We start from the raw sequence: 21,330 nt of genomic DNA on the forward strand, positions 1-21,330 counted from the left end.
CAATCTGGGGCCAGCACTTGGCGGTTGTCGCATGTGGCCCTACGTAAATAGTGGTGAGGCATTGACCGATGTGTTGAGACTGTCAAAGGGGATGACGTATAAAGCAGCCATGGCTAACTTGGAGCTTGGCGGCGGTAAATCAGTCATTATCGGCGACCCTCGAAAAACAAAATCACCTGAGATGATGAAGGCAATGGGTAAGTTTGTAGAGTCATTAGGTGGAAAATATTTTACCGCAGAAGACTCAGGTATTTCAGTTACCGATTTACAAACCATGGCGACTGAATCGGACTATATAGCGGGTGTCAAAGCTCAGTACCATTATGCCGGCGAAGTACCAGATGGAAATCCGGCCCCGTCAACGGCATACGGCGTATTTGTAGGTTTGAAAGCGACGGTAGAGTATGGCTTAAAGCAAAGCCTTGATGGTGTAAGTGTAGCTATACAGGGAATGGGGCACGTTGGTTATCGACTTGCTAAACACCTGCATGAGCATGGCGCTAAGCTCTATGTTGCCGATATTTATCCGGAAGGGGTAGAAAAAGCCGTGGCTGAATTCGGCGCAACTGCAGTGGCGCCAGAGGAAATTTTAAGCTTGGATGTTGATGTGTTAGCGCCTTGTGCATTAGGTGCAGCAATAAACGATCAAACGTTACCGGCCATTAAAGCGAAAGTGATTGCAGGAGCTGCTAATAATCAGCTTGCACGCGAAGACATTGGCGAGTTGCTTCAGCAACGCGGGATCTTGTATGCGCCAGATTACGTCATCAATGCGGGTGGAGTTATCGATATTTTCCATCAACGTATGGAATCGAGTTCAAATGAAGCATTACGGGCGCATATCGAGAAGATTGGTGAAACGTTAAAAGAAATCTATGCTCGCTCAGAACAAGAGGGAGCAGCCACTAACCGTGTCGCAAACGTTATTGCTGAAGAGAGATTTACGATAAAGGGTTGAAAACTCTGAGCCAAATGGTCATAATGCGCCCCGCACTCAAGCAGGGGCGAATGATTCTGCGCTGAATGCAATCTTCTATGGTGGGCTTTTGGTCCTCCCGCAATGATACTTTGTGAACTCGGTCAGGCCTGGAAGGGAGCAGCCGCAGCAGACGACTCATGTGCCGGGATGTGGCTGGAGGCCCGCCACCCAAATTACATCACTCTTCAGTGTTTTCACGCATCTTACTTTTTTCGGTTTCATCCAAGTATTTCAGTGCCTTGCTGATGGCATGTTCCACATTCATTTCCATTTGATTGCGCTCGCTTTGCGGTAAATAAAATGCCATATCTACTTCATATCGGATGTAGCGAGGCGGTACTTGATTCAAAGCCAGGCAGCATAGGTCAGCCAAGTAATCTGGGCTTTTAGTTTTATCAATTCCAAGCTTGCTAATTCTTTCCAATACAAGGTGTTCATAGTAGTTGTGGATATCGTCATCTAGCTTCATGATTTTCCCCCATTTAACGTTTAGCGCCGTAATAGTGGCTTTTATAGTTACGTTGCGACCATGAATTTCAGAACATAGTGTTCACTTGAACAAAATGGACACATTTTTATACTTACATGATGTCGCATCATAACCCATAGCCGTATATCCATATTATGTATAGCTTGTATTCTGTGGATGTCGAGGTGACGATGATAGAATTACAGACTTATATAACGGCAACAAGGCATTAACGACATGAAAAAAAATATAGAGCCCTGCTACTATGGCGATTATCTCCAGCTAGACAAAATACTGGGTGCCCAAGATCTACAGAGTGAAAAATATGGTGATGTGGCCCATGAAGAGATGCTGTTCATAATCGTACACCAGGTTTACGAATTATGGTTTAAGCAGGTCCTCCACGAATTAAACGCCGTCATAGATACTTTCAATCAAGAAATAGTGAAAGATCAGCAGCTAACGTTAGTTGTACATCGCTTACAGCGAATCATACAAATTCAAAAATTAATGAATGACCAAATTGCCATCATGGAAACGATGACACCACAGCAATTTTTGTCATTTAGAGATTACCTCGTACCTGCATCCGGCTTCCAAAGTATTCAGTTCAAACGTTTAGAGATTTCTCTCGGCTTGAAACGTGACTTTAGAATCGACTTCGACAAACAAAGCTTTTATAACCGCCTCACTGATAAAGATAGAGCACTGCTTGAAAACCTAGAAAATAAGCCGAGTTTGTTCGAGCTTGTTGATAAATGGCTGTCGAGAATGCCGCTTTTAAAAACAGAGGGCTTCGACTTCTGGCAGTACTATAAAGATGCGGCAGAGGAAATGTTGAGAGATGATCATCACACTATTTCAACGAGTGATATGTTGTCTGAGACAGAAAGGCGTCAGGAGCTCAAAGACCTCCAGGGTACTATGGAGAACTTCGATGCCTTGTTTGATGAAGCTAAGTTCGAAAAGCTGAGAGGCGAAGACAAATTCCGTTTAAGTCATAAAGCACTGCTCTCGGCCTTATTTATAAAACAATATTCGGAAGAACCCATTTTTAATCTCCCATTTCAGCTTATCACTGCGCTCACAGAAATAGATGAACAGCTAACTATCTGGCGCTACCGCCATGCAATGATGGTTCAGCGGATGCTGGGCACTAAGATAGGAACAGGCGGTTCATCTGGTCACCATTATCTTAAGAAAACGACCGAATCAAACCGCATTTATTTGGACTTTTTCAATATGGCGACTTTTTTATTACCGAAAAGCGCTCTGCCGGCGTTACCTGAGTCTGTGAGAAAGCAGTTAGGTTTCTACTTGCAGTAGAATGAAAGTTGAACAAGGGCGCACAAACTGACTGACCTAATGACAGACGTCATCAGGTAAAACTGTACAGCGCTTATGCAGTCACTGAAGGTTTAACGCTTGGCGCTAACCTCCAGTTTTGGACTGGTCGTCCGATTAATGCTTTTGGTTATCATCCGACAGACCTGTTTGCTCAAGCTTATGATTCTGAGTCGTTCTTTGCTGGTGGTGAGCCAGCGCCTCGAGGTTCCCGTGGCCGCACCAGCAGTTACTATTCTATCGACGTTTCTGCATCGTACAATATTGACATCGGTGAAGACCAAAAGCTGGTTGCACGAGCGGAAATTTTCAATCTTCTAAATAACGATCGCGTTACAGAAGTAAACGAAATATACGATGACGAGAGCTCAGCTGATCCCACCCATCCAGATGTTAACCCGAACTATGGACTTCCAACAGCATGGCAAACCCCGCGCTATGTTCGTTTCAGGGTAAATTACTCGTTCTAAAGGGCGTGTAGCAAGCAATGTTAATAAGAGCGTGTGTAGAGTTTATAAGTGTATCACGCCCTTCTAAGTCAATAGTCCAAAAATAACCAATAAGTTCGTTGAAAGTGCTTAAAATGTTAAATGTAAGTTAATATTTACAAAAGCAGGTAAAAAGATGAAAAAAAATTGAACTTTTATGGAACACCCGTCTGATCCCAGTTGACCCTATGCTTAGGATGTGGTTATTATCAAGGTGAGGCTTTGACCTTACTAATAATAATTCGTTATATAAACGATTTAAGAAACACACTAAGAGTTTTAGTGGTCCAGGGAGACAATACATGTTTACAAACTCTAAACTGGCTAAGTCAGTGAAGCTAGCGTGCGCATTTGGTGCTGCATCAACCATCGCCTTCACTGGTGCGGTTAACGCACAGGAAACAGATGAAGCTGCTGACGCAGTAGAAAAAATCGAAGTGACAGGTTCACGCATCCGTCGTACTGATATTGAAGGTGCAAACCCAGTTACAGTGATGTCACGTGTTGATATCGAAAAGTTCGGTGTTACGTCTATCGGTGACGTTCTTCAAGCAATCCCTTCTGCGGGTTCTGCTATCAACACCAACAACAACAACGGTGGTAATGGTACAACTACTATCAACATCCGCGGTATTGGTTCAAACCGTACGCTAGTTCTTGTTAACGGTAAGCGTTGGGCGCCAGGTCTTGGTGGTTCTGTTGACCTTAACAACATTCCAGCTGCAATCATCGAGCGTATCGAAGTACTTAAAGACGGTGCCTCAGCGGTATACGGTTCTGATGCGATTGCGGGTGTTGTAAACATTATTACTCGTCAGGACTTTGAAGGCGTTCAAGCGTCTGGCTACATCGGCCAGTGGGACGAAGGCGACGGTAATAAAGAGCAGTGGGACATTGGTTTCGGTACAGCTAACGACAAAGGCAACGTATACTTCAACATCTCTTACGTTGAAGAAGAGCCTACACTAGCGGGCGACCGTGAAATTTCTGCAGTGCCTGTTTTCGGTACGCCTGCAGGTTTTGGTGGTTCATCGGCTCCTCCTCAAGGTCGTTTCTTCACGTTTGACCAAGCCGGCAATGCTTTCAGCCAGCAAGGCGATAGCAACGGTGGTCTAGAGCCATGGGTTGAGCCAACAAGCCGCTTCAACTTTGCACCGTTTAACTATCTTTCTACACCTCAAGAAAGAACGAATATCTATACTCAGGCACGTTACGAGCTAACTGATAACATCTCTGTAAATGTAACGGGCTTCTACGGCAACCGTAAGTCAGAGCAGGCTCTAGCACCTACGCCTCTGTTTCTAGGCACGGCGTTTGCTGAAGATGCTACATTGGCGGCTAATAATCCGTTTAATCCATATGGTGTTACTGTAACGACGAACCCATCTATCCTTACCGATCCTAACTCGGAAGGCTATGCTGATCTAGATTTGGACCCGTCGTTATATGATCCTAATGCTCTTGAGATGTTCTTATTTGGTCGTCGTATGATGGAGGCGGGTTTCCGTAGCTTCAAGCAAAACGTTGACCAGTTCCAGTTCAACGGTGGATTTGAAGGTGTATTTGAGTTTGCTGACAGAGAATTCTTCTGGGATGTTAACTACACTTATGCAGACATTACACAAAACACGTCTACAGACGGTCTACTTAACATGGACCGCGTGAGAAGCGCACTTGGTGACCCTGCTAATTGTACTGGCGGCTGCGTTCCATTGAATTTGTTTGGCGGTGCACCTGAAGTTATCGGTGAAGGAACAATCACGCAAGAAATGCTTGATTACATTACCTTTACTGCACAAGACGAGCTTAACTCAGCTCTTGAGAGCTACTCTGCAAACATCTCTGGTGAAGTATTTGAACTTCCAGCGGGCTACCTAGCGTTTGCTGCGGGTTATGAAAAACGCTGGCAATCAGGTTACGACCAGCCAGATGCAATCATTGCTGCGGGTATCACTTCTGGTAACGCGCGTCTGCCTACCTCTGGTGCGTTCAGCGTTGAAGAAGCGTACCTAGAGCTTGCAGTTCCTCTACTTTCAGATATGCCTGGCGTAGAGCAATTAGACCTAGAACTTGCTACTCGTTATTCTGACTACAGCAACTTTGGTGACACGACTAATTCAAAGATTGGTCTTAAGTGGCGCATCAACGAAGACCTACTTGTACGTGGTACATGGTCTGAAGCATTCCGTGCTCCATCTCTTGATGAATTGTTCTCAGGTAACAGTGATAGCTTTGCGCCGCTAACTGACCCATGTAATGGCGGTGCTGCGGGTAACCCAGAGCTTCCTGGTTGTGCGGGTATTCCTGCAAACTATGAGCAACCTAACACGCAGATTCGTACTACTGTAGGTGGTAATGCAAACCTAGAAGCTGAAGAAGCAGAAAGCTTTACATACGGTTTTGTATACTCTCCAGAAGCAGTTGAAGGCTTGTCAATTACCTTTGATATCTTCGATATCGAAGTTGATAATGCCGTTTCATCTGTTGGTGCACAAACTATTCTTAATGCCTGTGCTCAAACTGGCGTCAACCTATGTTCACTTATCGAACGTGGCGCTGGCGGTAACGTTGTAGACTTGTTTAACGGTCAAGTAAACCTTGGTGGTCAAACAACGTCTGGTTTCGACTACAACGTAGCGTATAACTTTGAAACTGAGTACGGTGATTTCCGCATTAACTGGGATGGTACTTATGTTGACGAGCGCACTACTATCGTAATCGATCCAATAACAAACACATCTACTGAGTTTAACGATGCAGGTCTTGCCGGTGACCGTGACGTTGTTCCACGTCTACGTACTAACCTTGCAGTAACGTGGGCGTACGATGACTGGACAGCTAACTGGTTAGTTCGCTTCATCGGCCACACTACTGAAGAGTGTTCAATCGATGGCGATACGCTAGATCAACAACTATGTAGTGATCCAAGTGAAGAGCTTGGTGGCGATAGCTTCAACGAACTTGAAGATATGGCATACCACGATGTATCACTAGGTTACGCAGTTAACGATAACCTACGCATCACGCTTGGTGTGAACAACTTGTTCGACACTGATCCAGAAGTTTCTTACTCGACGTTTGCTAACAGCTTCGACCCGTCTATGTATGAAATTCCTGGACAATTCTTCTACACACGTGTAAATCTTAACTTCTAATTGAAGTTGTAGTAGACAGAATGAAAAAAAGCCTCTTCGGAGGCTTTTTTGTTATGTGGAAGCCGTACTAAATAAAGTGTGGACAACAGGTAATGAATGTAGAGCAGTGTATTAAGAATGCTAATGAAGCCCATGCATCAGGCAACACTGATGAGGCAATGCAATGGTTAAAACAAGCTGGCGAATTTGGAGACGTTAATGCCGCGTTGGATTATGCCTATTTCAGATCAAGGGAGAACCCAAGAAAATCACTGGCATTCTTAGAAGGGGTAAAGTGTGCAGATAACCCCGTCGTTCAGTTCCATAAATTACAAATTGGCTATTATGGTGACGTAATAACGAATACGAAGTTAGTAGCCAAGACGCTCATCGCACTCGGGAACGAAGGTGTGATAGAGGCTTATTTAGTTGCGCTTTCTTACCTACCGGTAAATAGCACTACATTTTCTTATATTGCGAGTAGGGTGTGTCACCTAGCACCGAATATCAGCAAACAGCTTAATTTGCATTCAGCGTCACAAGTTACTAATGACGAAAGTCTGAATCAAGAAGTTATAGAAGAAATATCTGAATCGCTTGGTAGAGTATATGAACCCTCTAAAGTGTTAGATACATCTTTACCTATTAATGTGTACGAAAGCCTACTATCTGAATATGAATGCCATTACTTAATCACCAAATTTAGCTCACTCTTGCAACCCTCGATGATTGTTGACCCTAGGACTGGCGAGGGCATAATTGACAGTGTGCGAACAAGTTACGTTGCCGTTATAGAGCCTAGTCATTGCGATTGGATTACAAGAAAGCTGGACAAAGTAATATCACAAATTACGAATACGCCTAGACGTAACGGCGAGGCGTTAAATTTATTGCGATATGAACCAGGTCAGCAGTACAAACCCCACTATGACGGGCTAAACGAAATAAACGATGGATTAATGTTTAAAGATGGAAAACAGCGCACGAAGACTGCTCTTGTATACCTGAATACGGTTGATGAGGGAGGGGAGACTCTTTTTCCTAAGCTAAATATCCGTATTGTACCAAGATGCGGAACTGTCGTTGTTTTTTCCAATTCAGACAAAGACGGTAAGCTATTGTTAAATAGCTATCATTCTGGCGCGCCATCTATTTCACAAAATAAATGGATAGTTACAAAATGGATTAGAGAATGTACAACTATTTATGGTAACGTAGTCTACGGTACTTATACTAAGGGATAACACGGATGAAAAAAGTAACAAAAATAATTCTTGCATCAAGCCTAGCACTAGCATTGGGAGCATGTGGTTCAACTGACAATCAAAGTTCTGAGTATGCTAAGGCAAATACCAACGGCGGAGACGATGGTATGGTATGCAAAATGGAGAAAAAGATAGGTTCAAACCGCATGCAGCGCGTTTGTTACTCTGTGGAAGAAAGAGAGAACATGCGTGAAGCTGGCCGTGAAGGGTGGTTGCGTATGCAGCGTGGATCAGAAACCGGCGGCGGTGACCTGTAAATACACCGTAGGTTAGTTTAAGATGGGAGGCAAAACGCTTCCCATTTTTGTATGACTAAAGAAAACAATAATAGCCCTGACGATACGCTTGCTCAAATTACAGACGCAATAAATGCAGGCGATTACAATAAAGCTCTTTTTCATTACGGTGAAGTTTGCTCGCGATGGCCCGAGTATTTGTCGCCAGCGTCTGGCGTACAGCTTTCTAAATCTCAAGCTACACATATTCATAATGCAGCGAATTTAGCTCGGCGTGATTTATTTATAAAAACCCAGTCGATTGGTTCGAGTAAAAGAATTAAGCGCGCCATTTCAATGTTTTGCGGCGCTGAACAAAAGAAGTTCGATAAAGCACTTCAGTCTCCAAGCTTTCTATTTATCCCAAACCTTCCCTCTACTCCGTTTTCAGATGTCAGTGCAGTGGAAGGGCTTGATACATTTATCAATACGCTTAGTGCCCATAAAGACGTGTTCATATCTCGTTTGTCAGGTGCAAACGAGCGCTATATTCACGATATAGGTGCAGTGCCAGACACCGAAGATTGGGCACAGCTAGCCCAAAAATGGAACTCACTTCACCTAATGAAAGGCGGCAAGTTTACTGATCATGGTGATAACCTTCCTGACGAAGTAAAGACGTTATTCAATTCGCCAATCCTGGCCCATTGTCCAGTACACGCACCTGAGGTAGTCATTTCTGTACTGCAGCCACGTACAAAAATCCCACCTCATTTCGGAATTTCTAATCTAAAGTGGACGTTGCACATCCCACTGATTATTAATGATAAGTCGTATTTGCATGTTGCTAATGAGCGATGCTATTGGAGTGAAGGGAAGACCGCTATTTTGTTTGACGACAGCTATCAGCATAGCGCGGAGAATGAGGACGAAACGGCCAGAGCAGTTTTAATAATTGATATTTGGAACCCGCATTTAACGCTTACTGAGCGAGAGGATGTTGCACAGTTTATTTCCAAATATGGCGAGTGGTCTTTGCAGTATGGGGCACTAGCTTCATTGGATAGAAGGTTATATAAATAATGCAATCGCAACCAAATATTGTTATCCCAAACCTCATTAATGCATTCAACAGAGGTGATTTCCTTTTTGTCATCAATACAGTAAAAAAAAGTGGGGCGTTAAATCGTGTTGATCCTGTAGTCTCGCAATTACATGGTAGTGCGTTAAGAAAAATAGGTAAGCTTGATGACGCCGTGAAGGTCTTTGAGAAAGGTTTAAAGCTGTTCCCTCAATCTACCGACCTAATGAATAGCTATGGAAATCTGTTTCTTGACAAAATGCAAAGTGATAAAGCGATTTTATGGTTTTCAAAAGCCCTAAAAATCAAGCCGAATGCCTTTGATTATAAGTATAACTTAGCAAGAGCCTTCTATGATGCTAAGCGCTTTAGCGAGGCTGAAAAGCAATGTCTTCAGTTACTAACTACACAGCCAAACAAAAACACAGTCTTGCTGTTAATGGCATCAATTTTAGTAGAGGACCATCGCGATGATGTGGCTGAACGCTATTTGAAGCGATTATTAGACAGCGAACCACAAAATAAAAAAGCGCTTAATAACTTAGGAAATATCAAACGCAGAAATAACCAGTTCGATGAAGCAATATCACTCTACAAACAAGCGCTATCGGGGGGAAGTTCTACCGCAGAGCTTTATCAAAATCTAGCTGCAGTCTTTGCTCTAAACGGTTCGTTAAATGAGGCCTTTGCTACTTATAAAGAAGGGATAAGGGTCTTTCCTGATAGCGTAAATTTACACAAAGAATATGCTCATTTAGCCTGGGTTCAAAACCTTGAAGCACCGTTTTCTCTTTTAGAGGCAAACTTATCAATTGATAATCCGGATTTAATTTTGGCTTACACGGAATTGATGATTAGGGTAGAGGAATTTGAAAAAGCTAAGTTTTGGTTAGAAAAGCTCCTCGAAACTAAGTTACCCACCTATCAAATTGCTGCAGCGGCCAGTTTATCTCACACATTAAGAGAGCTTGGAGAATTTGAAAAAGCACTGGCAACCGTAAGTGTTAAAGCGTCTAATCCCACTCTAGAGACGCTCCCGTTAATAATTGAGAAAAGCTATTCTTTATTAAGTCTCAAAAGGTATAAAGAAGCGATAAAAGCACTAGAGTTGGTGTGCCGAATTGCGCCGCTTAATCAGGGTTATTGGACATTATTATCCACCGCGTACAAAGCTAATGGCGATGAGGCTAAGTATAATCAGTTATGTGATTATCAAAGTTTTGTGAGCGTACAGTCTTTGTTAGGAAACGAAGACGCAAACACAAAATTTATAAACCTACTTAGAGCACATCTTATTACGCTTCACAACAACGAAAGACACCCAATTGGGCAGTCGCTTCGCAACGGCTCTCAAACATTTGAAAACCTTTTCGATTCGACCCACCCAGTAATTAAAGAGTTAAGGTCGGCTATTGAGGCAAGAGCCAAAGAGTTTTTATCAACGCTTACTCGTGTGAAGAAGCATCCATTCTTATCCCGCCTAAGCCAAGATATCGATTTTATAGGCAGCTGGTCGGTAAGGTTGCGACAGAAAGGATTTCACAAATCTCACTATCATTCAGAAGGATGGCTTAGCGGAGTGCTGTATGTAGATGTGCCCGCTGAAGTTAAAATAAACGGGCATGGCTGGCTAGTTTTTGGACGGCCGGATATTAGTGGCGTCGATATGACAGAAGACTATGCTGTTAAGCCTCAAGAGGGAAATGTTGTTTTCTTCCCTTCGTATATATGGCACGGTACAAATCCAATTTTGTCTAATCAACAACGTCTGACGGTCGCTTTTGACATTGTGCCTAATCCTACCAGCTAGGTGTCCGCATTAAGCGAGCTCTAATTTGAAAGCCAGGGTATATCGGGGCGTGTAGCAAATACGGTTGGGCGGCCTTCCTACATGCTTGATTGCCCCGTGAAAAATCACAGTCCTACCCGGCTTTGGCGTGCAGGCGAAAACGCAATCGTTTTTGCTATTATAAAAAAGCGTTTCACCGCCCCATTCAATATCCCACTCGGGGCACAGATAAACCAATACAGTAAGTTCATTAGCTTCTGGCAGACAGTCTGTATGTGTAAAAAGCATGTCGCCGTACGATGCATAATTCACATAGCCACGATATGCTCTGTAATGTTTACCTGTGGTATTAAAGATTTCCTTAATAGCATGTTGATAAACGGCCAGTGCTCGCACTTGCGTATCGCTAAGTTCGACTGCCCAATGTTTGTATTGAGCGGTGTCGGGACGCGCGACTTCAGTATGTTTGAATGCGCTTAGTTCTAAACCTTTAAATATACCCGTTGCTTCTTCAAGGGAGCATAAATCATCGAATACCCAGACAGGTTTGTCATCAATTGTGTAGCTATATGCAGGTGCGCTCATGGTTTAATCATTCTTGTTATGTATAGATGCGGTATAAATAACAAATTGTGCATAGCAAGCCAATGTTAATTTTCAATGTTGTTTTTTTACATTTTTAGATTTGAATAAAAGCAACAACAAATAATCTAAGAGCAATAATTGTTTAGACAAGTCGCCTCATATTGTAACTATGAAGGCCTCGGTTGGGTTATATCAGTGCAAGGCAAAGCACACTTTTACACCTAACTTCTGGTTTTGTGCATTTAATTAGTGCAATTTTGGGTAAATATTAATCGATTAAGAAGTGGCCGGAATTATGCAGGGGAATTTCGAACGCTTATTCAAGCTAACTGAACGGAAAACGAGCAGTTGATCGAAAATCTACTAGGTGTAAACAGTGTGTTACTTGACTAAACGTAACATTCCATGTGAGTATAATACGTTCGTAGTACTGACAATTGACGTCGGCGCTACATTCCTGAAACAAAATTGTGAAAGTTTTATACGCCCCTTGCCCGAATATTTTCCTATCGGCGAGGATTCAAATAAGAAATTTGGTTGGGAACTATGTCCAAAATGAGCAAGAGAACTCTTATTGCTTCTACTGTTATGGGTGCATTCGCACTAACAGGTAGCGCAGTCTCTGCAGATACGCTTGAAGATCTTCATAAAGAAGAAGCGAAAATCCACGCGGCTGCAGCGAAATCTCAAGAAAAAATCAATACGTTGTTTGAACAGTCTCAAGAACTACTTGTTGAGTATCGTCAAACAGTAGATGAGACAGAAAACCTTAAAATCTACAACGATTACATCGCAAGCCTAGTTGCAGACCAGCAACGCGGTATCGATTCATTACAACGTCAGATCGACAGCATCGAACAAACTAAGCAGGGCATCGTTCCTCTTATGTTCCGCATGATCGACAGCCTAGAGCAGTTCATCAAGCTAGACCGTCCAATTCACTTAGACGAGCGTCTACAGCGTGTTGAGCGTCTTCGCGACCTTATGGCTAACTCTAACGTAACTGTTTCAGAACAGTTCCGTCAGGTACTAGAAGCTTACCTAGTTGAAGTTGAATACGGTACTAAGATCAACTCTTACCAAGGTACTATCGACGACGCAGGCACAGAAGTTACTGTTGACTTCTTTAACCTAGGTCGTACGGCGCTAGTTGCACTTTCTCTAGACCAAACTCACGCATGGGTATGGAACAACGAAAGCCGCGCATGGGAAAAACTGGGTGACGAGTATCTGTCTTCAGTTGTTGACGCAGTTAAAATGGCTAACAACGTCATTCCTGCGGATCTGATTAAACTACCAATTAGCGCAGCGGAGTAATTGTTAATGAAACCAGTATTCAAATCTCTTTTAGCCGCTGCGACAGTTGCAGTTGCAGCAACCGGAGCGCAGGCTCAGGAAGCAAAGAGCCTGAAAGATCTTCTAGACCAGGTTCAACAGAACCGCGTTTCTGAAGCTCGCCTAGATAAGCAACGCGAAGCTGAGTTCCAATCAGCACGTGCTGACAAGCAAGCACTTCTTCGCAAAGCACAAGCAGATCTTAAAGCTGAACAAGCTCGTGGTGACCGTCTACAGAAGCAATTCTCAGACAACGAAGTTACATTAAACGAGAAAGCTGCTGAGCTAGACCAAGCTACAGGTACACTTGGTGAAATGTTCGGTGTGGTACGTCAAGCATCTTCTGAAGCTTACGGCCGTATCTCTACATCAATCGTAAGTGCACAATTCCCTGGCCGTGGTCAGTTCCTTGCTGAAATGTCAGAAGACTCTAAAGGTCTTCCAAACATTAAAGAACTTGAAGACCTATGGTTTGCTCTTCAGAAAGAAATGACTGAAGGCGGTGAAGTAGTTAAGTTCACTACTGAAGTTGTTAACCTTGACGGCGGTTCTTCACAGCAAGAAGTTGTTCGTGTTGGTACTTTCAACCTTGTTGGTGAAGCTGGTTACCTAGCGTATGACGCTGAAGCTGAAGTTGTTCAGCCTCTTGGTCGTCAACCAGATGGTCACTTTGTAGCTTCTGCTGACGAACTAATCGGCGCTACTTCTGGTATTGTTCCTTTCTTTGCTGACCCTTCTCAAGGTGCAATCCTTGGTCTATTGAAGCAAAAAGCGACAATGTCTGAGCGTTATCATGCTGGTGGTCCAGTTGGTTACACAATCACAATTATGCTTGCGATTGGCCTACTAATTGGTATCTACAAAATGATCACACTAACGATCACTGGTGGAAAAATGCGTTCACAGCTTAAGAACGTAAACAATCCTTCAGAAGGTAACCCACTAGGTCGTATCCTTAAAGTTTACCAAGAGAACAAGACTGCTGATGCAGAAAACCTTGAGCTTAAACTTGATGAAGCGATTCTTCGCGAGCTTCCAAAAATTGAAAGCGGCATTAACGTTATCAAGATCTTCGCAGCGATTGCTCCTCTACTAGGTCTACTAGGTACAGTACTAGGTATGATCGAGACATTCCAAACCATCACACTATTCGGTACAGGTGACCCACGTATGATGGCAGGAAGTATCTCTATGGCTCTTGTAACTACTGCTCAAGGTATTATCGCGGCTCTGCCTCTAATCCTTACTCACAGCATCGTAGCTTCTCGTAGCAAGTCAATCATCCACATTCTTGATGAGCAAACTGCGGGTATCGTAGCTGCTCACTCAGAGTCGGAGAAAGCGTAATATGAATTACCTGATTGGATTATTCGAATCGGTCAGGGACTTTATCGCTACCGGCGGTGACGTACTATACTTCGTTGCTGCCGCGCTCTTTCTCATGTGGGTTTTAATGATTGAGCGTTACTGGTATTTAACCTCGGTCTTCCCAAAGGTGAAGAAAAACATCATCGCGAATTGGGATGCCCGAGCAGATACCACATCATGGTATGCGCATAGAATCCGTGACGCGTGGATTTCTCAAGCGTCAGACGACCTTAACGCTAGAATGCTGATTATCAGAACCATTATTGCAATGTGTCCACTAATCGGTCTACTTGGAACAGTAACCGGTATGATCAGTGTTTTCGAGACAATGGCAACACAGGGCACCAGCAACGCTCGTCTAATGGCAGCTGGTATCTCTATGGCAACGATCCCGACAATGGCGGGAATGGTAGCCGCGCTATCTGGACTGTTCATCAGTTCACGTCTTGAAGCGAAAGTGAAGCTGGCAAGAGAAGGGCTAGTTGATAGCCTGCCACATCATTAGAGAGAGAGATTATGGCTCGAAAAGTCAGAACCGAGGAAGAAGATGCACAGATCGACATGACGCCCATGTTGGATATCGTGTTTATCATGCTGATCTTCTTTATCGTTACCACTGTTTTCGTTAAAGAAGCAGGGATCGAAGTCAACAAGCCAGATGCGAGCCAGGCGATTCTTCACAAAAATGCAAACATTTTCATCGCCGTAACTGAAGACGGAAATGTATGGCTAGATAAGCGTGAAGTTGCGCCGGACAGCGTAAGAGCGAATATTGAAAGACTGCTTACCGAGCAGCCTACTGACTACGTAATCATTCAAGCTGACGTAAAAGCGAAGCATGGTTTAGTAGTTGAGATTATGGATCAGGTTAAAGCCGCTGGCGTTAACCGAGTCTCGGTAGCGGCAAGGGGATAAGATGTTACGTATAATTGTATCTATACTTTTAGGTGCTGGTGTTGCATTTGCCCTTTTCGTTCTAATGGCCAAGTTGATTGAAAATTCATCTAGACCAGCAGACGAAGTACCGCCTGCACCGGTTATCGATATTGTAATGCAGGAACCAGACGACCAGACGCAGACGCGTACTCGTGTTCCACCACCACCGCCACCTCCGCCTCCACAGCCTCCTAAAATGGAGCAAGTAGAGCCGGAAACAGCGGAACCTGATGCAGATGGCTTTAGCTTAGCTATTCCAGCTATCGACACAGGTGGTGTTGGTGTAAACATCGGTGGTGTTGGTGCAATGCAGCGTGATGGTGAAGCAACACCTATCGTTCGTATCGACCCGAAATATCCACCTGATGCAGCCCGTGACGGCCGTGAAGGTTGGGTAAGACTGTCTTTCACTATCAACGAAGTTGGTGGTGTTGAAGATATCGAAGTTATCGAAGCTGAACCTAAGCGCGTATTCGACCGTGAAGCACGTCGTGCTCTACGTAAGTGGAAATACAAGCCTAAGATCGTTGATGGCAAGCCAGTTAAACAACCTGGCATGTTCGTACAGCTAGACTTTAAACTGGAGCAATGATCATGATGAAACGTACATTCAAAATGTCAGCCGTTGCTTTAGTGCTAGGCGCAGGTGCGGTGCTTTCAGCACCCGCTGCCCTAGCGCAGTCAGCACCTGTTGTTTGTCCTGGATATGAGAAAGGAAAAACAACGCTTGTAGGTGAGCGTACCGGTAAAAAAGTTCAGAAAGCTTTTGAGTTCTACAATGAAGACCAAGTTAATGAAGCACTAAACGTACTTTACGAAATCGACGCATCTGACGATTTCGATAGAGCTTACGTAAAGCGTTTTATTGGTAACTTACTTGCTGCGCAAGAAGGTCAAGGTGGTAAAGCTTTAGGGTATTTGGTTGAATCAGTTGAACCAAAAGTTCTAAACGACCTTGAACACTCTCAAACACTTAAATTACTAGGTGATTTGAGCATGCAGGAAGAGAAGTACACTGATGCCATTAAATGGTATAACAAGTGGATGGACTTCACGTGTAAAGAAGACGCAGACGTATATACGCGTTTGGCACAGGCTTACTTTGAATCTAAGCAACTAGCGAAGATGGTTGAGCCAGCAGACAAAGCGATTGGTTTGTATGAAGAGCCAAACAAAAACCCGTATGTATTAAAGCTAACTTCTTACTACGAGCGTAAGATGTACCCTGAAACGGTTGCTGTGGCGGAAGATCTTGTTAGAACTTTCCCTCAGGAAAAAACTTGGTGGTCACGTCTTGGCTTTTTCTACATCTTAGTTGAAGACTATAAGAAAGGTCTTTCAACGCTAGAACTTGCTTATATGCAAGGCTATCTAGAGAAAGAGTCAGAAATAAAGACGCTTGCTCAGCTTTATCAAAGTAACGGTATGCCTTATAAGGCTGCTAAGCTTCTTGAAAAGCACATGAAAGAAGGCTTGTTGAAGAACGATGCTGATATGATTGCAAACATTGCTAATGCATATCACCAGGCTAAAAACTTTAAAACAGCGGCAAACTTGTATGCACAAGCTGCGGCTAAGAGTTCAGACCCTGAGCATTATCGTAAACAAGGTACGCTTTTACTTGTAGCAGAAGACTATAAAGGCGCTATCAAAGCACTAGAGAATGCTCTAGAGCGTGGCGCTGAAAACCCTGAGAAGATTCACTTCACGTTAATGGAAGCGAACTTCTACGCAGGTAACTTCAAGTCTGCTTACAAGCACGTACAAGAAGCTAAGAAAGATCGCTCTCTACGCCGCAACGCTGCAGCGTGGGAACCTTATATCAAGGAAAAAGCAAAGAACCGCGGTATTAGTATCTAATATGTGGTTTTAGCAAAAAAGCCTCCCTTTGGGAGGCTTTTTTTTGCCCTTAATTTAGTAAGTGAGCTTTTCTCGAATGGGATTTTGTTTATAGGGCTTTAACACCAGCCCGCATAGATCATTAGCCTCTCAGCGGTATTTAAAATGTTCGTAATCGCGGCTTGTTAACGCAGGTATAGTGGCTCTACGCCAAGCAGATTATTTGTACTTTCAGGCTACAGACTTTCTATTATTTGAAAGCAGGCAGAAGTGCTTCTCTTATAACAATAGTGACTTCTTTTAACCCACTTGCTTTTAGGTTTTCTTCGTTGAATGTAGAAACAAGTTGCTTCGCATTCATATCTGAATGTGTAAGTACTTTTCTGAGAAAGCGCTTCGTGTTAATGATTTCAACAAGACGCCATAGCGTATACAGTATTGTGTTATTTGGCTTGTTCAGTTGAGTATTTGCGCTTGGTGTAGGCTGAGTCTCTGCATAACGCGCAATTTTATGTAATATCGGCCAAACATCATCTAAAGTGCGTGTGCCTTGGGTAAAATGTACTAACTTTTCTACATAGATTGTCAGTATGCTAATGGGCACGTTGTCTAACTGGTTATCGAATTGAAAGCTCTCTTTGAGTGCTATCAATTCAGAAAGCAGTTTTTTTGCTCTGTTGGAATGAGGATATAACGCTAGTGCACTGGTTTCGCCACTGGCTTTATTAGGCTTTCGCCCATAGTCTACAATCTCAAATCCATTTCTTGTCCAAAAGCTGTCTAACTTTTGTGTCGTTCCATAAGAAGTACAGATAGCGTCAATACTTTGCTTTTTGGCTTCATTACTAACTCTTTGTAGCAAGTAACTGCCCATACCCTTACTCTGCACCACCGTATCGACGGCAATACGATTAATACGCCAATATCTAAACGTTGCTGTTTTTGCATCAGCAGACAACAGAGCAAGTCGCTGTGCACCTAAATGCCCTTTAGGACGACGTTTTCCAGACGCAATGCCCAAGGCGGTATCGTTCAGGTAGTCGCTACCTTCAGCGTTTATGATTGCAGTACCTATCACGTTGTCGTTGAATTTAAGTATGGCAACAAGTATATCCGGGCTATCCATCAAGCGCATAAAATCATCGGGTGTAGTTTGATAATGGGCTAATGAAAGTAGCGACATTATTTGCAGAAGCGCCTCTTCGGAAATGCTTTTAAACGAACTTATGGAAAAATCGTAATCTATCGGTGGGTTAATACTGTTTTTGAAATTAATCTCGCCAATATTGCGCGCCGCATCTCTGTCCTCAAATAAACAAGTCGTATTGAAAAAGGCTTCAATGGGATCATGTTCGAACCATCGTAACGGCGTTGATAGTCTTAAATGGATAGCTGATGGCGGTAAACTAGGGATGAGTTTGTGAATAAAACCACTGCCTGAACCTTCATAACCCAAAAGCGTAGTACTAAGCACCCACTGCTTGTGGTTGGCTATGATCCGGTATACATCCGGGAGGGGGATTGAAGCCGCTTCATCAACAATTACAACGTCGTACTTTTCATCTTCTGTGGTATATAACAAGGCACTGTCAGGGGGCACCCATTTTACACTGCCAAACGTCGCTGCCTCATTCTTATCACCAAGGATTAGTTGGGTTTGAATGTTAGCGGTGGATGGTTGTTGTGTTCTGACACCTGCTATTTCGTACTGGTGAATACGTGAAAGCACGTTCTTCACATTATCAAAGCGTTCACTGGTTAATAGTACATTTTTACCCTGTCTGATTAGGCTTTCAATGAATATACCTAATAATGATGACTTGCCTCTGCCTCTTGGGGCGGTAATCAGCGCGTTTAGTTTATTAAGTGAGTGTGCTTGATATAAACGACTGTATGCCTGCTCTTGCTCTTCTGATTTAAATAGTGAGCCTCTATAGACGTTTGACGTTACGCCTTGGCTAATGCGGTACATAGCCGTATCTGGAAGTGTGGTTTTTTCTTCAGTGTGAAGTGCCACGTAGTCGTTGTTACGCAGGTGCTTTATAAAGCGTTCGAGGTATCGACTTTGTGTAAGCGTAAACCCCTCCGACAGGAACGAGACCGAAATATTGTTGACCCATTCACTCAATGCAGGGCAAATAAGTATTAAACAACCACTGCGTTTAACGATCCCCGCCACTGCCATCACGTCGCCAGGTTTGAATGAATCGCGACAGTCTAATGTGGCAATGTCACATTCGCTCCCCAGTACTTGTTTGCGGTTCTTTCCCTTAAGTGTATCGCCAGCAAAATTCACAACGCTTATAGATGAAACTTCATCTACAAAGGCTTGAACGCTACGTATGGCAGCTTCACAAAAATCATCATTGCCAGATATTACAAGCATTCTCCGGTGAAGCGGGCAAGTCACGTTTGATAAGTGTGAAGCGTGAGAGCTTTTTTTGCAGCCATTTTCGCCGCTATTTTCAAAGTAGGGGGCTAATAGCCATTCGCGTAATTGAGTTAGCGCCATGAATCAGTTTTTTCGGTATAATCTAACGCTATAGTAGCGATTTATTATGAGGAATTCGAATGCGCTTTCTTTCTCGGCGTCTAGTTATGCCAAACGACCTTAATTACGCCAATTCTTTGTTCGGTGGCCGCGCGTTAGAATGGATAGACGAAGAAGCTGCAATTTGGGCTATTTGTCAGCTAGAAACTAATTGCTTGGTAACTAAGCATATTGGTGAAATTAGTTTCGAATCACCGGCTATGCAGGGTGATATCGTAGAGTTTGGTCTAGAAACTAAAGCTGTAGGCCGTACGTCTATTACCGTAAGCTGCTTGGTACGCAACAAAGCAACCAAGAAAACCATCTGTTTTGCAGACGATATCGTTTTCGTAAAGGTTGACCCTGATACGCGTCAACCAACCGCACACGGCAAAACGTTGGAAGGTTTAAAAGCACAAACTGACGATGAAGTACGTCGCCTAAATATGAATATTGACGCTGAATAGCCCTAAGCTTTCAACGCCTTATATCATATATAAAACCTTACGTTAGCTTAACGTCTTATCTGCTTGACGGCGTGTATCGAACTGGTAGACTCCGTCGCAGAAGTTGAGTTTGCTAGTTTTAGCCGCGCAACACTATACCAAGGGGTGTCCGTTTTCGGTCTGAGATCCACATTCGTGGGAACCCTTAAACCTGATCCGGATAATACCGGCGTAGGGATGGTTCACAATATAGCCTTATCACCTGCCGTTAGACCCGGATCTTTTTTCTTAAATAAGAATAAGAGATCCCATGTATAAAACACTTTTCACACTTTCACTGCTTGCTAGTTCCGTTGCGGCCTATGCGCAACAAACCAATGTAAGTAACACTTCAGATAGCACGCCATCAGATATTGAGCGCGTCATCGTATCTGGTGATTTTCGTCAAACTACACTCGACCAGTTAAGTGCTAGCGCGACCATTTTAGATCAAGAGCGTCTTCGCAGTAGACAGCCGAGCCATATCGACAGTGTGCTAAACAGTATTCCAAACGTAAACTTTGCAGCTGGTGCGTCTCGCGGCCGCTTCGTGCAAATTCGCGGTATTGGAGAGCGTAGTCAGTTCGCCGAGCCTATCAATCCTTCTGTAAGCTTTATCGTCGATGAATTTGATTTTTCAGGCCTTGCTGCGGCAGGTCTTATTTTTGATACTAAACAACTAGAGGTATATCGCGGACCTCAGGCTACCTTATACGGCACAGGTGCATTGGCCGGAGCGGTTAAACTCTCCAGTAATGACGTGGGTAGCGACGCCCCAGACTACGTTGAAGCCCGCATTGGGAACAAAGAGAGTTACCGTATTGAAGGCGCCACTGGTGATGATATCAACACGGATTGGGGCTATCGTGTTGCGCTGGTTCATAATCGCAGTGATGGCTTTGTAGAAAATACGTTCTTGAATAGAAGCGATACCGCGAATATCGATGAAACCGCACTGCGCTTTGCCGTTGAAGGCAGCGTAGATGAGCGAACCACACTTGCACTTACTTATCGCTGGTACGATATCGATAACGGTTACGATGCATTCTCGCTAGACAATGACAACAAAACGCTGTCTGATGAACCAGGATTTGACGAACACCAAACCCACGCTGTTAGCGCGCGCTCTACAACCAATACAGCAGCGGGCGACTTTATTCTAATTGCCACCCATGCTTCTCACAATATTGCTTATGGCTACGATGAAGACTGGACATTCACAGGGTTTCACCCGTGGGGTTACACGTCTTTTGACGCCTATTATCGCGATGTAGAAACACAGACCGGCGAGATGCGTTTCGTGTCGTCTGACAGTGCCGCACTTTTTGATGGTATGACTGACTGGACAATAGGCGTGTTTTATAAAAGCACGGAAGAAAAGCTGCTGCGTCAGTACACTTATTTGGATAGTGACTATGCCAGTGAATACACGCCTACGACGACCGCTAACTATGCTCAGACTGAAAGTCGTTTGAACGAAAATTTAGT

General features: G+C 43.7%; 18 protein-coding genes, 1 other RNA gene and 1 riboswitch. Of the genes, 16 read left to right on the plus strand and 3 right to left on the minus strand.

Translation table 11 applies throughout. The annotated features are described in order from the left end of the window. Together QVA83_RS21300 and ffs are read left to right on the plus strand one after the other, a co-directional pair. On the plus strand, positions 1 to 958 hold a 958-nt coding region (locus QVA83_RS21300; RefSeq protein WP_287498941.1), incomplete at its 5' end, for a Glu/Leu/Phe/Val dehydrogenase dimerization domain-containing protein. A gap of 86 nt (positions 959 to 1,044) precedes the next feature. Further along, positions 1,045 to 1,141: signal recognition particle sRNA small type (gene ffs, locus QVA83_RS21305), an RNA gene on the plus strand. Positions 1,142 to 1,157: 16 nt separating this feature from the next. Here the strand turns inward: ffs and QVA83_RS21310 are convergent. Next, positions 1,158 to 1,448, minus strand: a complete 291-nt coding sequence (locus QVA83_RS21310) for a late competence development ComFB family protein (protein ID WP_156078049.1) — start codon at positions 1,446 to 1,448, stop codon at positions 1,158 to 1,160. 228 nt (positions 1,449 to 1,676) lie between these two features. Here QVA83_RS21310 and QVA83_RS21315 point away from each other — a divergent pair, with 228 nt between their 5' ends. The 6 genes from QVA83_RS21315 to QVA83_RS21345 all read left to right on the plus strand — a co-directional run bounded on the left by QVA83_RS21315 (position 1,677) and on the right by QVA83_RS21345 (position 10,785). After that, positions 1,677 to 2,774 (plus strand): tryptophan 2,3-dioxygenase family protein, encoded by a 1,098-nt coding sequence (locus QVA83_RS21315; RefSeq protein WP_273001201.1) that lies wholly within the window; start codon positions 1,677 to 1,679, stop codon positions 2,772 to 2,774. 808 nt (positions 2,775 to 3,582) lie between these two features. Then, a complete protein-coding gene (locus QVA83_RS21325) occupies positions 3,583 to 6,435 on the plus strand; it encodes a TonB-dependent receptor (protein ID WP_156078051.1) in 2,853 nt (950 codons plus the stop codon). A gap of 92 nt (positions 6,436 to 6,527) precedes the next feature. Next, positions 6,528 to 7,658: a prolyl hydroxylase family protein gene (locus QVA83_RS21330; protein ID WP_156078052.1), complete on the plus strand. Its 1,131-nt coding sequence runs from the start codon at positions 6,528 to 6,530 to the stop codon at positions 7,656 to 7,658. A gap of 5 nt (positions 7,659 to 7,663) precedes the next feature. Further along, complete coding sequence (locus tag QVA83_RS21335) at positions 7,664 to 7,936, plus strand: hypothetical protein (RefSeq protein ID WP_150141108.1); 273 nt, start codon at positions 7,664 to 7,666, stop codon at positions 7,934 to 7,936. Between the two features lie 51 nt (positions 7,937 to 7,987). Further along, positions 7,988 to 8,977: an aspartyl/asparaginyl beta-hydroxylase domain-containing protein gene (locus QVA83_RS21340; protein ID WP_150141110.1), complete on the plus strand. Its 990-nt coding sequence runs from the start codon at positions 7,988 to 7,990 to the stop codon at positions 8,975 to 8,977. Continuing rightward, positions 8,977 to 10,785: a tetratricopeptide repeat protein gene (locus QVA83_RS21345; RefSeq protein WP_150141112.1), complete on the plus strand. Its 1,809-nt coding sequence runs from the start codon at positions 8,977 to 8,979 to the stop codon at positions 10,783 to 10,785. The genes QVA83_RS21340 and QVA83_RS21345 overlap by 1 nt, the downstream gene beginning before the upstream one ends. Before the next feature lie 9 nt (positions 10,786 to 10,794). Here QVA83_RS21345 and QVA83_RS21350 read toward each other — a convergent pair whose 3' ends face one another. Continuing rightward, a complete protein-coding gene (locus QVA83_RS21350) occupies positions 10,795 to 11,349 on the minus strand; it encodes a 2OG-Fe(II) oxygenase (RefSeq protein ID WP_150141114.1) in 555 nt (184 codons plus the stop codon). A 555-nt stretch (positions 11,350 to 11,904) separates the two neighbouring features. Between QVA83_RS21350 and QVA83_RS21355 the strand changes: the two genes are divergently transcribed. The 6 genes from QVA83_RS21355 to QVA83_RS21380 are packed head-to-tail and all read left to right on the plus strand — an operon-like array spanning position 11,905 to position 16,848. Next, complete coding sequence (locus QVA83_RS21355) at positions 11,905 to 12,666, plus strand: DUF3450 domain-containing protein (protein ID WP_014948702.1); 762 nt, start codon at positions 11,905 to 11,907, stop codon at positions 12,664 to 12,666. Between the two features lie 6 nt (positions 12,667 to 12,672). Beyond that, complete coding sequence (locus QVA83_RS21360; RefSeq protein WP_014948703.1) at positions 12,673 to 14,031, plus strand: MotA/TolQ/ExbB proton channel family protein; 1,359 nt, start codon at positions 12,673 to 12,675, stop codon at positions 14,029 to 14,031. A gap of 1 nt (position 14,032) precedes the next feature. Further along, a complete protein-coding gene (locus tag QVA83_RS21365; protein ID WP_012517736.1) occupies positions 14,033 to 14,557 on the plus strand; it encodes a MotA/TolQ/ExbB proton channel family protein in 525 nt (174 codons plus the stop codon). 11 nt (positions 14,558 to 14,568) lie between these two features. Beyond that, a complete protein-coding gene (locus tag QVA83_RS21370) occupies positions 14,569 to 14,967 on the plus strand; it encodes an ExbD/TolR family protein (RefSeq protein WP_012517737.1) in 399 nt (132 codons plus the stop codon). A gap of 1 nt (position 14,968) precedes the next feature. Continuing rightward, positions 14,969 to 15,580 (plus strand): energy transducer TonB, encoded by a 612-nt coding sequence (locus QVA83_RS21375; RefSeq protein WP_014948704.1) that lies wholly within the window; start codon positions 14,969 to 14,971, stop codon positions 15,578 to 15,580. A 2-nt stretch (positions 15,581 to 15,582) separates the two neighbouring features. Continuing rightward, positions 15,583 to 16,848, plus strand: coding sequence for a tetratricopeptide repeat protein (locus tag QVA83_RS21380; protein WP_156078054.1), 1,266 nt, complete (start codon positions 15,583 to 15,585; stop codon positions 16,846 to 16,848). A gap of 229 nt (positions 16,849 to 17,077) precedes the next feature. On the opposite strand, the gene QVA83_RS21385 is transcribed toward QVA83_RS21380, so the two are convergent. Beyond that, positions 17,078 to 19,339 carry a tRNA(Met) cytidine acetyltransferase TmcA domain-containing protein gene (locus tag QVA83_RS21385; RefSeq protein WP_287498942.1) on the minus strand — a complete coding sequence of 754 codons (2,262 nt, stop codon included), beginning with the start codon at positions 19,337 to 19,339 and terminating at the stop codon, positions 17,078 to 17,080. Positions 19,340 to 19,398: 59 nt separating this feature from the next. On the opposite strand from QVA83_RS21385, the gene QVA83_RS21390 reads away from it, so the two are divergent. Both QVA83_RS21390 and QVA83_RS21395 read left to right on the plus strand, forming a co-directional pair. Then, entirely contained in the window at positions 19,399 to 19,824 is a 426-nt protein-coding gene (locus QVA83_RS21390) for an acyl-CoA thioesterase (protein ID WP_012517742.1), read from the plus strand. A 130-nt stretch (positions 19,825 to 19,954) separates the two neighbouring features. Beyond that, positions 19,955 to 20,058: riboswitch (TPP riboswitch) on the plus strand. Positions 20,059 to 20,113: 55 nt separating this feature from the next. After that, positions 20,114 to 21,330 (plus strand): TonB-dependent receptor plug domain-containing protein (locus tag QVA83_RS21395; protein ID WP_287498943.1); only part of this gene is annotated, 1,217 nt, incomplete at its 3' end.

This window comes from Alteromonas sp. AO-Serp (assembly GCF_017849675.1).
GTDB lineage: Bacteria > Pseudomonadota > Gammaproteobacteria > Enterobacterales > Alteromonadaceae > Alteromonas > Alteromonas macleodii.